We start from the raw sequence: 15,410 nt of genomic DNA on the forward strand, positions 1-15,410 counted from the left end.
TATGAATACCTTATGTTGATTGGATTAATTGACGTTTTTGAAGTAGCTGGCATCGATCGTGGCGCTGTAGTCATCCAAAGCGCTGGGGATTTGCTTTTGCTGGACAAAAAAGTCGGCAACTTCTTTAGTGAAGGTCTGCACACCGCCACCCATCCAATAGGGAGAAATTTGCTGCTCTTTAAGTGGGAAGGTGAAGAGATCGAGGATTTGATTCGAGTCTTGTAGTGATAAACCAGAGGCTTTCGCAATAATAGGCTGTTGCGCTTTCGGATCGTTTTTATAGGCGGTGTTGGCGTCGTTGGTGACTTTTAAAAACTCGGTGACTAAAGCGGGGTGTTGTTTGGCGAATTTATTGTTGGCAGAAATGACATCAAAGGATCGAATGCCAAAAGATTCTTGTTGTTGTGCGGTCATTAATACTTGGCCGTATTGCTTCATACGACGTAGAGCGCCGCCCCAACCACAAGCCATGGAAACATCGCCACGAGCCAGCGCGGCAGCGCCATCGGCTGGTGCCATGTCTAATAGATGAACCTTGTTACTGTCGACGTCTAACTGTTTCAGAGTTTTGAGCATTTTGTAATGGGAGACGGTGCCAAAGGGAACCGCGATGTTTTTGCCTTCCAGTTGTTTGGCATTGGCGGTGGTAATGTGGGCTTGTTTTCTGACCACGCAATTATCATTTTCAGCGTAAGAGACGGCGATTCCCACCATGGTAATAGGTAAGCCTTTGGAGACCGCAATGGTAAAAGGCACCAAACCTTGAGAGTAGGCTATGTCGACTCCCCCAGAGGCCATTGCAGCAGACATAGCAGTACCAGAATCAAAGGCGTGCCATTCGACTTTTACCCCCATTTCTTTGCTGTAGGTATCATTCACTTGAGCAACTTGATTGGCCGTTGGCCATTCTAAAAAATACCCAATGGAAACGGTGCTCGGCTTATCGTCGGCCAACGCTAGGCTAGCAGAAGTGGCGATGGTGCCCATTGCCAGAGACCCTATCAGTGTTGAAACCATCTTTGTCATAACAACCTTTTTCATAACAACCTCATTAAAACTGTCTGTCTGTTTGTGTGAGCGTTGAATCAACGCGGCAATTATTCGCTTTGTGTTTTTGAATCATTTTGTGGCGACTGAAACAGGGCCATAAAAATGACTTAAATCGATACTGCCGTGTAAAAAATATCCCTACAAATGATTAAAACTGCGTATCCGTTAGAAAAACTAACACTAGAGCTGCGTGCTTTTTGTGCAGGTTTGGTGTCTTGCTGCCACATCCTTGCGCATGGGTTAGCTAGAGGGGGTGGAAGCCCTAGGTTGAGTATTTTTTGTTGGATTAAGTGTCAATTAATGGCTTTGTTTTGGTGCAAGCAATAACACTCAGCTCTGTCTGCTTGATTGGCAAAAAGAGGAAATTAGCGTAAAAAAAACAGAATAAAGTGCGTTAATGTTCCTTTGCCAAGGTTCATAAGCTAGATGAGAGGGAAGTATAATTTCGTACAAATGAAATTTTGTGTTGTATTTTCATTTTCTGTGTGTAATTTTCCTGTTAACTTTTTCTATATGTGCAGTTTGATGATTAGGGGTAAATATGACACGCGAAAGTATGGAGTTTGATGTCGTTATTGTCGGGGCAGGACCGGCTGGATTATCGACGGCTTGTCGTTTAATGCAACAAGCGAATAACGCAGGCGAAGAGTTAATGGTGTGCGTGGTTGAAAAGGGTGCGGAAGTGGGGGCGCACATTTTATCTGGCGCGGTCGTTGAGCCAAGAGCGCTGGATGAATTGTTTCCAGACTGGCAAGCGTTAGGTGCGCCATTGACCGTTCCTGTGGTGGAGGACCAAATTTATTATCTAAACAGTGCTAAGAAATCGATCAAAATCCCCAATGCCTTAGCGCCTAAGCCGATGCATAACCATGGTAACTATGTTGCCAGTGTGGGTAACCTTTGTCGTTGGTTGGCAGAGCAAGCGGAGCAATTGGGGGTGGAGATATTTCCAGGCTTTGCGGCGGCGCATATTATCTATGATGAAGAAAGCGGTCGTGTGGCGGGGATTGGCACCGGCGATATGGGGGTTGATGCGGATGGAAACGCAAAGGATAACTACATGGCGGGCATGGATTTGCTGGCCAAATACACGGTATTTACAGAAGGGTGCCGTGGGCATCTGGGCAAAGAGCTGATTAATAAGTTTGCGTTAGATGAAGGTAAAGACCCTCAGCATTATGGTCTCGGCATTAAAGAATTATGGGAAATCGATGAGAGTTTGCATCAGCCTGGATTGGTGTTACATGGGGCCGGCTGGCCGCTGAGTGAATCGAACTCCACAGGCGGTTTCTTTTTATATCATGGGGATAATAACCAAGTAGTGGTTGGTTTGATTACCGATTTAAATTACAGCAACCCGAATTTAAGCCCTTACGATGAATTTCAGCGTATGAAACATCATCCTTTGATTGCTCAGTATTTATCGGGAGCCAAACGCTTGTCTTACGGGGCGAGAGCCATTGCCAAAGGAGGCTTGAACTCCTTGCCTAACATGACCATGCCGGGGGCTTTGTTACTGGGGTGTGATGCAGGAACCTTGAATTTCTCTAAAATTAAAGGCACTCACACTGCCATGAAATCCGGCATGTTGGCCGCAGAAGTGCTGTTTCCTGAGCTGATGAAAAAAGACCAAGGAGGGCATGATCTTGTTCAGTACCATGAGCATTTCAAACAGTCTTGGTTATACGATGAACTGTATAAAGGGCGGAACTTTGGTTCTGCGTTACACAAATACGGCACCTTTGTCGGCGGTATGCTGAACGTCATTGACCAAAACATCATGCGCTTGCCGTTTACTTTGCGCGATCAAAAGCCCGATTATTTGTGTCTAAAGCCCGCCAGTGAATGCGCGGATATTCAGTATCCTAAACCGGATGGCAGACTGAGCTTTGATAAAAGTTCGTCGGTCTTCTTGTCGAATACCAATCATGAAGAGAACCAACCTTGCCACTTACATTTAAAAGATCTGTCGGTGCCTGTGCTGCATAACTTGCCGACCTTTAATGAGCCAGCTCAACGCTTTTGTCCTGCCGGTGTTTATGAGGTGCTGGAGAACGAGGACGGTAGCCCACGTTTCCAAATCAATGCGCAGAATTGTGTGCATTGCAAAACCTGCGACATTAAAGATCCGGCGCAGAACATTACCTGGCGAGTGCCTGAAGGGGGTGGTGGACCGAATTATCCGAACATGTAATTGCGTGCGATAAGACAACTTATATCACGGATGAAATCTGCTCTTTGCTTTCATTGGCTGGCGTTTCTTGCGAGCCAATGAAGGTGCCACCTTGTTTGCCTTCCTTTTTACACCGCTTTAATGCGGCTGTTACTCCCTGTTTTTCAGTATTTTTGCCTTGCCTAAGATTTATTCAATAAAACTATTGACATAAAAAATGAGATAAACAATCATATAAATGAAATTATTAAAGTAAATTTCATTTATATGATTTTTGTTTTCTTCTTTGTTGGAGCGAAAAATGAAAGTGCTAGTCGCCGTTAAACGAGTTGTGGATGCCAATGTTCAAATTCGAGTGAAGTCAGATAATTCTGGCGTTGATGTGTCGAATGTCAAAATGTCGATTAACCCTTTCTGCGAAATCGCGGTGGAAGAGGCGGTTCGATTAAAAGAATCTGGCGTGGCTGAAGAAGTGATTGTGGTAAGCGTGGGAGATGATGCTTGCCAAGAGCAATTGAGAACCGCGCTTGCGCTAGGGGCTGATCGCGCTATTCAAGTGAAAGCAGAGTCGGAGCTTCAGCCTTTGGCCATCGCGAAGTTACTCAGCAAGATTGTCGAGCGTGAAGAGGTTTCTCTCGCTATTTTAGGTAAGCAATCTATCGATGGGGATAACAATCAGACGGGCCAGATGTTGGCGGCGTTGGCAGGTATGTCCCAAGGTACCTTTGCGTCTAGCTTAGAGATCAAAGACGGCGAGGCGATTGTGACTCGTGAAATCGATGGCGGGCTGCAAAAAGTTGCGTTGAAATTACCAAGCTTGATCACCACGGATTTGCGCCTCAATGAGCCACGTTTTGCCTCATTGCCTAACATTATGAAAGCCAAACGTAAGCCACTGGTACAGATCACGCCAGAAGAGTTGGCTGTGGATATTTCCCCAAGACTGACCACCTTAGAAATCAATACTCCAGCTGCCCGCGCGGTAGGCGAACGAGTGGCAAATGTGGCTGAGCTTGTCGAGAAGTTAAAAGTGGAAGGAGTATTGTAATGACTATTTTAGTAATCGCAGAACACAACAATCAAACATTGGCACTAGCAACAGGCAATACTCTAGCGGCAGCGCAAGCACTGGCTAGTAAAACCGGTAGCGAAGTGGCTTTGCTGGTGGCGGGAGAAGATTGCCAAAGTGTCGTTGAAGAAGCGGCGAGCACGCAAGGGGTTGCCAAAGTATGGGTGGCCAATTGCGCGGCGTTAAAACAACAGCTTGCTGAAAATCTAGCGCCTCTCGTGGTTGATCTAGTGGCCGAAAAGGGCATCAGTCATGTGCTAGTTTCTTCCACCGCAGCGGGTAAGAACATTGCACCACGCCTTGCAGCACTGCTCGATGTTGCGCAAATTTCCGACCTAATAGAAGTGATTGATGCTGATACCTTTGTGCGTCCAATTTACGCAGGCAATGCCTTAGCTACGATCAAAAGTAGCGATGCGGTAAAAGTTCTGACGGTACGCAGTACGGCGTTTGAGGCCATTGAATTTAGTGGAGGCGATGCGCTTATAGAGTCTCTGTCAGACGCGGTTGACCAAGGGTTGTCGCGTTTTATTAGTGAAGAGGTGGTGGCGTCAGATCGACCTGAATTGACCTCTGCTAAGGTGATTATTTCAGGCGGTCGAGGCATGAAAAATGGCGACAACTTTGTGCTGCTGGAAAAGGTGGCTGACAAAATTGGCGCGGCCGTTGGGGCATCCCGTGCGGCGGTAGACGCAGGTTTTGTCTCGAATGACATGCAGGTGGGTCAAACGGGCAAAATTGTCGCACCGGATTTGTACATTGCGGTGGGCATTTCAGGCGCGATCCAGCATCTGGCCGGTATGAAAGATTCTAAAATCATTGTGGCCATCAATACAGATGAAGAAGCGCCTATTTTTAATGTTGCTGATTACGGCTTGCAAGCGGACCTTTTTGACGTATTGCCAGAATTGGAAGCCGCCCTTTAATTACTTAACTTATTAGCAATAAGGGCATTTTAAAAATGCCCGATTCGGAGAGCATGAAATGTCGGACCGCACCTATCGTATTGTTTTAGATTGTCCTGATCGTATTGGTATTGTTACGCGCGTTGGTGAGGTGATTACCAACAATGGCGGCTGGATTAATGAGTCTTCTCATTATTCAGATGAAGAAAACAATTGGTTTTTTTCTCGTTTTGAAATTAGAGCAGAATCGTTGTCATTTAGCCCAGAAGTGCTAGCGCAAAAGTTTGCTGAGTTGAAAGAAGAGTTCAGCATGAATTTGCAAGTACTTGATACCAGCCGACCTAAGAAAGTGGTGCTGATGGCGAGTAAAGGCAGCCATTGTTTGTCCGATTTGCTAGATCGCTGGAAAAGTGGTGATTTGGAATGTGATATTCCTTGTGTGATATCCAATCACGAAGACATGCGTAGCATGGTTGAGTGGTACGGCATTCCGTATTTTTGTGTGCCGATTGACCCTAGCAATAAATCCGTTGGGTTTGCTGAAGTGGAGCGTTTGGTGGCCGAACAGGAAGCCGATTGTGTGGTGCTGGCGCGTTACATGCAAATTCTGCCGCCTTCCTTATGTCAGACTTTGAAGCACAAGGTGATCAATATTCATCACAGCTTCCTGCCTTCTTTTATTGGTGCTAAGCCCTACCATCAAGCCGCTGAACGTGGCGTGAAGTTGATTGGGGCTACCTGCCATTATGTGACAGAAGACCTTGATGAAGGGCCGATTATTGACCAGGACGTGGTTCGTGTGAAGCACAGTGACAAGGTTGAAGAACTAGTGCGACGGGGTAAAGACGTTGAGAAAGTTGTCTTGGCGCGGGGTTTGCGTGCGCATTTAGAAGATCGAGTGTTAGTGCGTGGTAACAAGACCGTAGTATTCAACTAAGTGAATGGATTTATGAAGCGCTTTATCGACAGGGTAAGGCGCTTGGAGAAAGATGATGACAAAAACACTACCTAGTTCAGCTCAAGTTGTGATCGTTGGCGGCGGCGTTATCGGTTGCAGCGTGGCATACCATTTAACCAAGCTGGGTTTTACCGATGTGGTACTGCTCGAAAGAAGGCAACTTACCTGTGGCACTACTTGGCATGCGGCGGGCTTGGTGCCGACGTTACGTGCCACATACAATATGTCGATGCTGGCGAATTACAGCGCGACCTTGTATGAACAGTTACAAGCGGAAACAGGCCAAGGAACTGGGTTTGTTCGTAATGGCTCTTTGACGATTGCGACCAATAAAGAGCGCCTTGCAGAACTGAAGCGCGGCGCTTCTATGGCTAAGGTTGCAGGCTTTCCGTGTGATGTGATTTCTCCAGATGAAGCCAAAGCGCTATGGCCACTGATGAATGTGGACGATGTGATTGGTGCAATTCATTTACCTATGGATGGTATGGCAAGCCCTGTTGATGTTACGCAAGCATTGGCCAAAGGCGCGCGCCAAGGTGGTGCCAAGATTATTGAAGGCGTTAAAGTCTTAGATATGAAGGTCAAAGACGGTAAAGCGGTGGGTGTGATTACCGAACAAGGCGATATAGACGCAGAATATGTCGTGAATTGTTCAGGCATGTGGGCTCGAGAATTTGGTAAGAAAGCCGGTGTTAATGTGCCACTGCATGCGGCAGAACACTTTTATGTGGTCACAGAAAACATGCCTGATTTGCAGCGTGGCTTGCCGACGATGCGAGACATGGATGGCTATTGCTATTACAAAGAAGACGCAGGCAAGTTATTGGTGGGCATGTTTGAGCCAAATGCGAAGCCTTGGGGAATGGAAGGCATTCCAGAAAACTTTTTCTTTGATCAATTGCCAGAAGATTTTGATCATTTAGAACCCTATTTAGAAGCGGCCATGCACCGTTTACCCATTCTTGAAAAAACCGGTTTGCAGGTGTTTTTTAATGGCCCTGAATCCTTCACGCCAGACGATCGTTATCATCTTGGTGAGGCGCCAGAGGTGCGTAACTATTTCGTCGCCGCTGGGTTCAACTCGGTGGGCATTCAGTCCGCCGGTGGTGCGGGTAAAATGTTGGCAGAATGGATTCATAAAGGGCATGCGCCACAAGATTTATGGGACGTGGACATTCGTCGAAACATGCCTTTTCAAGGCACTCAGAAGTACTTACAAGAGCGTACCACAGAGTCTTTGGGGCTCTTGTATGAAACCCATTATCCCTTCAAACAGTTTAAAACGGCACGTGGTGTTAGACGCTCAGTGTTGCATGAGCAACTAAAAGCACAGGGTGCGGTATTTGGCAGTGAAAATGGCTGGGAGCGCGCTAACTGGTTTGCCAAAGAAGGCCAAAAAGCCGAGTACGAATACTCTTTTGGTCGTCAGAACTGGTTTGATAACAACAAAGAAGAGCATCATGCCGTCAGAACGTCAGTGGGGGTTATTGATCAGAGTTCTTTTTGTAAATATAAGATTGAAGGCCCGGACGCTGAGGCGTTTCTCAACCGTATTTGTTGCAACAATGTGTCGGTTGCCGTGGGCAAAATGGTTTACACCCAATGGCTAAATGAGCGTGGTGGGATTGAAGCGGATGTGACGGTAACTCGCTTAGCCGATGATCAGTATTTGGTGGTCTCTGGAGTCGCTTGTCAAACCCGTGATTTGGATTGGCTACGCCGTCATAAACAGGCCGATACCGCGGTGGTTATCACAGATATGACCTCAGCGTATGCGGTAGTCACTGTAATGGGGCCTAAGTCCCGTGACACTCTTGCTAAATTGACCAAGGCCGATTTATCCCATGAAGGTTTCCCATTTGCCACGTCGCGGGAGATTGAGTTGGGTTATGCGATTGTGCGAGCGTCGCGTATTACGTATGTGGGTGAGCTGGGTTGGGAGTTGTATATTCCAACGGAGTTTGCGCCAAGCGTGTACGAGTTAGTGTTTGAAGCGGGTGTTGAGTTTGATATTCGTCCTTATGGCTACCATACGATGAACTCGTTGCGGATGGAAAAATGCTACCGCCATTGGGGCCACGATATCACAGACGAAGACACTGTGCTGGAAGCTGGCTTGGGCTTTACCTGTGATTTTGAAAAAGCGGGAGGCTTTATTGGCAAGGAAGCGGTGCTTGCGCAAAAAGCGCAGGGTCCTCTGAAAAAACGTTTTGTTGCCTTCTTATTTGATGATGCAGAGCCGCTTTGTTACCACGAAGAGCCGATTTATGCCGATGGTGTCATTGTTGGTCGGACCACGGCTGGTATGTTTGGTCATACGCTTGGGGCGACGGTAGCCATGGGCTATATCGAGTCAGAAGCGGGCGTGACAAAAGATTGGTTAGAAGCAACCAAGTTTGAAATTGAAGTGGAGTGTGTGCGTTATCAAGTGACACCTTCGCTGCGTTCTTTCTATGACCCAGCCATGGAAAATATTAAGCGCTAATGGTTGGCGCTTCTGAGAGCTGCTTGCAGCTCTTTGTTTTTTCTTTGATCGATAGAAGATCACTTAATAGACAGGAATAAATGATGGCGGCACTTATATTAGATGGTAAAGCATTAGCAAAGTACAGAGAGTCTCAATTGAAAAACGCGGTAAAGGCGCTCACCAAGGCCGGGGCGGAAGTGCCGACCTTAGCGACTATTTTAGTGGGGGGAGATCCAGCCTCTGCGACCTATGTTCAGATGAAGCAAAATGCTTGTCAGCGTGTGGGTATGGACTCGGTTAAAATTGAGATGCCAGAAGAGACTTCGACAGAGCAATTACTGGCGCAAATCCAGATATTAAACAAAGACCCTAAAATTTGCGGGATTCTATTGCAGCACCCGGTGCCAGCACAGATCGATGAAAGGGCCTGTTTTGATTCCATTGCCATTGAAAAAGATGTGGATGGCGTGACCACTCAAGGTTTTGGCTTGATGTCGATGGGCGAGTTGGCGTTTGGCTCAGCTACTCCTGCCGGTATTATGACCTTGTTGCATCATTACGATGTGCCTTTAGCTGGTAAACATGCGGTGGTAGTAGGGCGCAGTCCTATTTTAGGTAAGCCGATGGCAGCCATGCTGTTAAATGCCAATGCGACCGTCACTGTGTGTCATTCACGCACTGAAAATTTAGCGGCTCTGGTGGCTCAAGCAGACATTGTGATCGGAGCTGTGGGCCAGCCAGAATTGATTAAAGCTGAGTGGATTAAAGATGGCGCTGTGGTGGTGGACGCGGGTTATCACCCTGGTGGTATTGGTGACATAGATAAAACGGGTTTGGACGAGCGAGCGATGGCGGTAACGCCGGTGCCAGGTGGTGTGGGTCCAATGACGATTAATGCCTTGATTAGTCAAACCCTAGAGTCTGCAAGGATAGCGGCACAATAGGGTGTAACCCATTGTACTTTATCCTTCTCAGTTATTTATAGTTCTCAGCACTTTTGTGCCGAGAATCGAGCCGCTATCGCAAGATAAGCGGCTTTGTTGTTGGTTAATAAACGATTGGAAAGGCATGTGCCTTACGTTTTTGAATGTTATCGGTTACTCTTATCTGCCTTTTATAAAGGTGGTTTTTTGTTTCGCTTTGTTCCGATTTGGCGAATGATCTTAGCCGCTTGAATACGTTGCTTTGATTAGGAAAATGACTTTAAACACGGGCTAGTATGGGCTGTTATGACGAATAAAATACGCAATGATGCAGACGCTGAAAACCTAAGAATTGGCCGTCAAATACGTGATTTACGTAAAGCCAAGGGCATCACCTTGGTTGAAATGGCGGAGCGGATTCAGCGCTCTGTTGGCTATGTTAGCCAAGTTGAGCGGGGAGTGTCCGCGTTGCCAATCCCGATCCTACAGGCAATTTGCAAGGTACTGGATGTGCAAATGAGTTGGTTTTTCCATACGGATTTGGAGGCGCCTATCGAAGAAGTGAATCACATTGTGCGTGGTGACGCTCGACGTGGTTTGAACTTTGCAGGAACAGGCATTAGGGAAGAGCTGTTGTCGCCACGTCTATCAGGCCAATTACAGATGATTTTGACAACCTTTTCACCGGGCTCAGAAACGCAAGCACGGGAAAGAAAAGGTGAAGAAGGCGGTTTGTTACAAGCTGGCACGATCGAGCTTGGTATTGGCGAAAAGCGCTTCTTATTAAGTGCAGGGGACAGTTTTATTCTTACCGGAGACGAACCCCATTGGGTACGTAATCCATCAGACAGTGAAGACGCTGTGGTGGTATGGACCCTTACCGGTGGTGGTTATTAACGCCGGTTTGCTGGCTTTTTTGTCTCGCTAAGTTTTTCTTTGCGCTAAGTGTTAATAACACAAAAATAAAAGGGTCATAAACTGTGTTTATGACCCTTTTATTTAGCGAATTTTATCTATCAGCAAGGGCTTGTTCTAATTACAGCCCTTGCAGATAGCCTTTACTGATAGAAGAGATCAGTCGTCTGATTTTAAACGCTCTGAATTGGCATCGTAAGGCGGCTTACTTAGGCAGCTGATCGGGTAGTGATCACCAAGGATTTTTACCGTTAAGGATTTATCTAGGTAGTCGCTTTGGATATAGGCAAGGGCTAGGCTCTTTTGGCAGCGATGGCCGTATCCACCTGAGCTGACTTGGCCTACGGCTTTGCCATCATGGTAAATAGGTTCCATGCCATTGGCGGCATCAAGGTCTGTTGAATGGACTTCAATCAGCATCATTTTTTGTTTAATACCGGCTTCTTTTTCAATGCTAAGGGCAGCTTTACCTTCGAATTCCCCTTTGCCCATTTTTACAAAGAAACTTAAGTTGGACTCGAGAATACTAAATTCACTGTTGAGGTCGTGGCCCCACATTGAGTAGCCTTTTTCAAGGCGCATGGAGTCCATGGCTCTAAGGCCAAAGTTACCAATATTGAACGCTTTACCTGCCGCCATTAAAGCATCATAGAGGGCTGCTTGATGCTCAATAGGGTGATGCAACTCCCAGCCTAGTTCGCCGACAAAATTCATTCTGAGTGCTCTGGTGGGCACGCCTGCGACTAGAATTTCTTGTCCAGTGAACCAAGGGAAAGCGGCATTGCTCAGGTCTGTCTCGGTCAATTGTTGCAATACTTTTCGTGCGTCTGGCCCAGCTAAAACCAAAGTGCCGTATTCACGTGTGATATTGTTGAGGCCAACAGAGCCATCTTTCGGTAAGCGAGTACGCAACCAATCTTCAATAAGCAGCTCGCCAGCAGCAGGCGCCATCATGTAATAGTGCCCATTCTCTAACTTGGTAATGGAGAACTCCCAAGCAATCCCGCCATCGTTAGTTAATGGGTGCGCGAGGGCAATATTGCCTGTTTGAGTTGGGATTCGGTTAGGAGAGAACGACTCTAACCAGGCATGAGCCCCGGATCCTGAAATTTCAAATTTTGTGAATGGCGACAGATCTAATACGCCAACATGTTGCTGCACTAATTGGCACTCTGCAGCAACGGGCTCGAACCAATTGCCGCGGCGAAAACTGTGTTGTTCTTCTGCTTTACTGCCTTTAGGGGCAAACCAACTGGCACGCTCCCAGCCGAAATAGGCACCAAAGACGGCATTTTGCTCCGCTTGGCGCTGGTAGATTGGCGCTTGTTTTTGGCCGCGTTTTGCTGGACGCATGGCATATTCATTGGGAAAGCCTAACTGATATTCGTTGGCGTACACTTCGGTTCCTTTCGCCACAGTGTATTCGTGGGTTGCGTAGTCGCCAAAGCGACGGGGATCCAGCTCGAAAAGGTCCAGTTCTGGGTAGCCATCAACAATCCATTGCGCCATAAAGTGACCCGCGCCACCGCCTTGTACGATGCCGAAGTTAAAGCCGGTACAGACAAAATAATTGTCATAGCCGTGTACTGGGCCAATCAAAGGGTGACCGTCTGGTGTGTAGGTAATAGGACCATTAACGGTGGTTTTAATACCCGCATTAGCAACAATGCCAACTTGTTCCATGGCAGTACACATAATGTCTTCAATACGGTCTAGGGAAGGTTGTAATAGCTCTTGACCAAAGGCTGTTGGTACGCCGTCCACCGCCCATGGAATGCCGTCTTTTTCATACGGACCTAAGATGAAGCCTTTGCCTTCTTGGCGTAAATAATAGGACACATCTGGGTCGCGAAGCATGGGTAACATGGTGTCACGGGCTTCTAATTCTGGCACATTGTCGGTCACAACAAATTGGTGTTCCATGGAGCAAACTGGCAGTCGATGACCAATCATTTCCGCGACTTCGTTACAGCGGAAGCCGGCTGCGTTGACGATTTTACCTGCGTCAATCACACCTTTTTCTGTGGTCACTGTCCAGCGACCATTGGCCTGTTGCTCGATCGATTTTACTGGGTTATTACGCACAATAGTGGCACCCGCGGCTCGAGCGCCAGCCGCCATGGCGTTGGTGACGCTGGTTGGGTCTATGTGACCATCAGCAGGGTCCCATAGGCCGCCGACCAATCCAGTGGTATCTAGAAAAGGGAAAAGTTCTTGTAAGCGCTGATTGTCTACGATTTCTAGATCCAAGCCTGCAAGGTCAGACATGGCTGCAACTCGTTGGAATTCATCCATGCGATCTTGAGTGTGAGCGAGACGAATGGCTCCCGTTTGGTGATGGTCAACTTGCTGGCCAGTTTCTTCTTGCAAACGACTATAAAGATCAATGCTGTATTGCTGTAATTTCATGATGTTGTAGCTGTTACTGAAATGCGGCAAGTTACCCGCAGCGTGCCAGGTCGACCCTGATGTAAGCTCTAGTTTTTCCGTCAGCATAACATCGCTTAACCCCATTTTTGTTAGATGGTATAGGGTGCTTACGCCCGCAATACCACCGCCAATAATAAGAACGTCAGTTGTACTTTTCATAGTCTCTATTCTCATGTTGAGGCTCACAAATTGGAGCTTGTGTGTTGGGATAGACTGATGCTATAAAACGGTTAGCATTACTACAAACGATAAAATTTGTAATTTTAGATAAGCTAAGCTTATTTGAAGTGAGGGATTATGCAGAAAGGGTTAACCAACAATATACAGTTGAATTGGCTGCGAACATTTGAGGCAGCAGCACGCCAGTTAAGTTTCACCTTGGCGGCGGAAGAGTTGAATATGAGCCAGTCTGCTGTGAGCCAACAGATTCAACTGTTGGAGCATCATTTGGCACAAAAATTGTTTGTAAGGGCAAATCGTGCAATACAGCTGTCGGATGCTGGGCGGGCTTTTTTGCCTTTGGTGCAGGATTCCATGAGCCTATTAAATACTGGGGCCGCTCAGATTTTTAGCCCTGTTAATGCTTCTATGGTGGAAGTCAACGTTAATGAGTCTTTTGGTGTACTGTGGTTGGCCACGCACATGGCCAAATTTCATGCGATATACCCCCAAGTGACGGTTCGACAGCTAGGAACCAACTGGGAAAGTGATTTTGAGCGATCCACCACCGAGCTAGAAATTCGTTATGGCTCTGGGGATTGGTCTGGGTTCGACGCTTACCCTTTGATTACCCCCAATTTGCGCCCCTATTGCAGTACTGAAAGTGCCAAGCGCCTCCGTAACCCTGAGGACTTGGCCTGTCTACCCTTGTTGGAAGTGATTGGCGCTAAGCAAGGTTGGGACAGTTGGTTAAGTCACGTGGGGTTATCCGCTTTGCTGGATTTACCGCGGCACTATACGGACAGCCATGCTTCTGCAGTCAGTATGGCAGCAAATGGATTTGGTATTTGCTTAATGTATGACGAAATGATGCAAGAGGGGGTCTTGGCACAACAGCTGGTAGCCCCTTTTATGGACAGTATTGAGACCAAAGGCAACTACTATTTGTGCTATCGAAAAGGCTTGCCGTTATCTACGGCGTCAACTGTGTTTTGTGATTGGTTACTCAGTGAATCTTGTTTTAGCCCTCAATAGAGCTTGGATATAGTCGATATGAAAAGACGATTACCTTCGTTAAATGCATTGCGTGCTTTTGAAGTTACCGCGCGTTTGTTGAGCTTTCAGCAGGCGGCCAATGAGCTGAATGTTACTCACTCGGCGATCAGTCATCAGATAAAGAAGCTGGAACAAGACTTAGGGGCGGAGCTTTTTGTACGCATGGGGCGGCGGGTGGCGTTAACAAACCTCGGTCAGCGTTATTATCAAGATGTGCACGATGCGTTACAAATCATAGAGCACAGTACGGAGGAAAATTTTGGTGAGCCTGATCAGGGTAAATTGGTTGTGCAGTTTTATATGGGGATTGCATCAAGATGGCTGGTGCCGCGCTTGGGCTTTTTCCGACAGCAATACCCAAGCTTGAACGTTGAATTGTTTAGCACCTATTTTAGTTGGGAATTTGAAAAAAGTACCGCCGATTTAGGTGTTATTTATAGTGAAGAAAAAGATCATAATTTATCGTATCAGTATTTATTTAAAGGCAGTTTGGTACCGGTATGCAGTCCGACTTTGTTTACTAAGCAAGCTTGTTCTTCGTTAACTGAGCTATTAACTAAGCCATTGCTGCATGTTTCTGAATCCCCCAAAAATTTATCCTATTGGCTGCAGCAGCAAGGTGTGATGTCTCTCGACCAATTGGAGGTCAAAGAGGGGTATGATAACTATCAGTTGGTGTTAGAAGCCGCTATTGCTGGTCAGGGCATTGCTTTTGTCCCCGCCTTCTTCTGCTGTGGTGACATTGCAAGCGGCAAATTGGTCGTGCCATTGGAGCAGACCGTCCCCGAGATAGGATGTTGGTATCTTGTTTGTTCGGCCACCTCTAGAATCAATTCCAGAGCAAATTATTTTATAAGTTGGTTAAGTAAAATGATTGATCAAGATGTCGTATTGCAAAAATACCTGCAAGAGTAAATGCAATATATTGATGTTTTGATAAGCGTTTTATTCTGATTGTTAATGTTTTTATTTTCATTTTTAAAAGTGGTTGTTTGCTTTTCACTATGATCAAGCAGTCTTTTTTTGTTCGGCGATTTCTTTGTGTATTATGAGTTTTCATTAAAATCTATTTGTATTTTTGAAAATGACGCTTATAAAATTTGATTTATATCAATAAAAGAGACGGTTTTCTTTTTTTGCTTGTTGTTTTTTTAATCATTATTTTTCGAATTATGACGTTAAGTCATTTTTAAAATATTTGTTTTCTATTTTTTTCAAATCTTACCAATCGGTTATATTTCTCAATTTGATCAAGTGTTTATCTTGGTGCATGTGTCTTTTTTTCTTTAGTGAGACGGACTTTTT

At 46.3% G+C, this 15,410-nt stretch carries 11 protein-coding genes; 9 read left to right on the forward strand and 2 right to left on the reverse strand.

The window, feature by feature from the left end; genetic code table 11:
- Positions 1-24 precede the first annotated feature (24 nt).
- Positions 25-1,041, reverse strand: coding sequence for an ABC transporter substrate-binding protein (locus tag E0D71_RS11750; RefSeq protein WP_207923390.1), 1,017 nt, complete (start codon positions 1,039-1,041; stop codon positions 25-27).
- A 550-nt stretch (positions 1,042-1,591) separates the two neighbouring features.
- On the opposite strand from E0D71_RS11750, the gene E0D71_RS11755 reads away from it, so the two are divergent.
- The 7 genes from E0D71_RS11755 (at position 1,592) to E0D71_RS11785 (ending at position 10,442) form a co-directional block, all read left to right on the forward strand.
- Positions 1,592-3,244 (forward strand): electron transfer flavoprotein-ubiquinone oxidoreductase, encoded by a 1,653-nt coding sequence (locus tag E0D71_RS11755; protein WP_133003498.1) that lies wholly within the window; start codon positions 1,592-1,594, stop codon positions 3,242-3,244.
- A 280-nt stretch (positions 3,245-3,524) separates the two neighbouring features.
- Complete coding sequence (locus E0D71_RS11760; protein ID WP_133003499.1) at positions 3,525-4,271, forward strand: electron transfer flavoprotein subunit beta/FixA family protein; 747 nt, start codon at positions 3,525-3,527, stop codon at positions 4,269-4,271.
- Positions 4,271-5,218 carry an FAD-binding protein gene (locus E0D71_RS11765; RefSeq protein ID WP_133003500.1) on the forward strand — a complete coding sequence of 316 codons (948 nt, stop codon included), beginning with the start codon at positions 4,271-4,273 and terminating at the stop codon, positions 5,216-5,218. Before E0D71_RS11760 ends, E0D71_RS11765 begins: the two co-directional genes overlap by 1 nt.
- 58 nt (positions 5,219-5,276) lie before the next feature.
- A complete protein-coding gene (gene purU / locus E0D71_RS11770; RefSeq protein ID WP_133003501.1) occupies positions 5,277-6,134 on the forward strand; it encodes a formyltetrahydrofolate deformylase in 858 nt (285 codons plus the stop codon).
- Positions 6,135-6,189: 55 nt separating this feature from the next.
- On the forward strand, positions 6,190-8,640 hold the full coding sequence (locus E0D71_RS11775) for an FAD-dependent oxidoreductase (protein ID WP_133003652.1): 2,451 nt from the start codon (positions 6,190-6,192) through the stop codon (positions 8,638-8,640).
- 83 nt (positions 8,641-8,723) lie between these two features.
- Positions 8,724-9,566 (forward strand): tetrahydrofolate dehydrogenase/cyclohydrolase catalytic domain-containing protein, encoded by an 843-nt coding sequence (locus E0D71_RS11780; protein WP_133003502.1) that lies wholly within the window; start codon positions 8,724-8,726, stop codon positions 9,564-9,566.
- A gap of 285 nt (positions 9,567-9,851) precedes the next feature.
- The gene (locus E0D71_RS11785; RefSeq protein WP_133003503.1) at positions 9,852-10,442 is read left to right on the forward strand and encodes a helix-turn-helix domain-containing protein; all 591 of its coding nucleotides are present in this window, start codon (positions 9,852-9,854) and stop codon (positions 10,440-10,442) included.
- Between the two features lie 177 nt (positions 10,443-10,619).
- Here the strand turns inward: E0D71_RS11785 and E0D71_RS11790 are convergent, their stop codons facing one another.
- Positions 10,620-13,049: an FAD-dependent oxidoreductase gene (locus E0D71_RS11790; protein WP_165942991.1), complete on the reverse strand. Its 2,430-nt coding sequence runs from the start codon at positions 13,047-13,049 to the stop codon at positions 10,620-10,622.
- 138 nt (positions 13,050-13,187) lie between these two features.
- On the opposite strand from E0D71_RS11790, the gene E0D71_RS11795 reads away from it, so the two are divergent.
- Positions 13,188-14,084: a LysR family transcriptional regulator gene (locus E0D71_RS11795; protein ID WP_133003505.1), complete on the forward strand. Its 897-nt coding sequence runs from the start codon at positions 13,188-13,190 to the stop codon at positions 14,082-14,084.
- A gap of 18 nt (positions 14,085-14,102) precedes the next feature.
- Positions 14,103-15,020, forward strand: a complete 918-nt coding sequence (locus tag E0D71_RS11800; protein WP_133003506.1) for a LysR substrate-binding domain-containing protein — start codon at positions 14,103-14,105, stop codon at positions 15,018-15,020.
- The last annotated feature ends 390 nt before the right edge of the window (positions 15,021-15,410 follow it).

The organism is Marinomonas sp. KMM3893 (assembly GCF_004352855.1).
GTDB lineage: Bacteria > Pseudomonadota > Gammaproteobacteria > Pseudomonadales > Marinomonadaceae > Marinomonas > Marinomonas arenicola.